The 581-nt window shown below is 65.7% G+C and carries 1 protein-coding gene; it reads right to left on the bottom strand.

Annotation, left to right across the window (positions count from 1 at the left end):
- Window positions 1-570: phage portal protein (locus tag ACRPLY_RS26820; RefSeq protein ID WP_432232234.1), on the bottom strand; the 570-nt coding region annotated here is incomplete at its 3' end.
- Window positions 571-581 lie beyond the last annotated feature (11 nt).

The following is a 581-nucleotide window of genomic DNA, read 5'->3' as shown; positions in this document are numbered from 1 at the left end:
CTCGCGAGAGAGGATCGGCACGCCGCCAGCCATCTTCGTGAGAGCATCGGCTCGCTGTGAGTAGGTGGGGGTCGCGGGATCGTGCCACAGCGCCCTGATCTCGTTGCCGGGGAGCCATTCGCCGGTGCGGAGGCGTTCCCGCAGGCCCATCACCCACGCCCACGAGTCGCCGTCGTGGACGTTCATGCGCTCGACGTTGCGGATCAGGCGGGCCTCATCGGCGCGGATCGCGCCCTCCGACGCAGGATTGACGGTGTCTTGACCGAGGTAGCGGGTCGGGAGCCCCAACATCCCGCCACACCAGCGCAGCATCGCGTTCACCGCGTCGGTAAAGTTCGACAGTTGCGCCGCGTCCCACGACCCGAACCTGGCGTCCTTGTTCGACGTGACCTTGAGGATGGTCATGTATGCCTCCCACGTCGCCATGGGTTTACCCGTCTTGGGGTTGATGAAGTCGTCCTTCTTGACGCCAGCAGCCCACCGGTGGGGCCACGCCAGCGCCTCAGCACCGACCTGAGTGTTCGTGATGATGCGGGCGATCGCGTCCGTCATTGGGATCACGTCCGCCATCTCTGACACGC

This window comes from Priestia sp. TGN 0903 (assembly GCF_050846855.1).
Classification (GTDB): Bacteria; Bacillota; Bacilli; order Bacillales; family Bacillaceae_H; genus Priestia; species Priestia zanthoxyli.
This window is presented reverse-complemented; position numbering and strand designations above follow the sequence as displayed.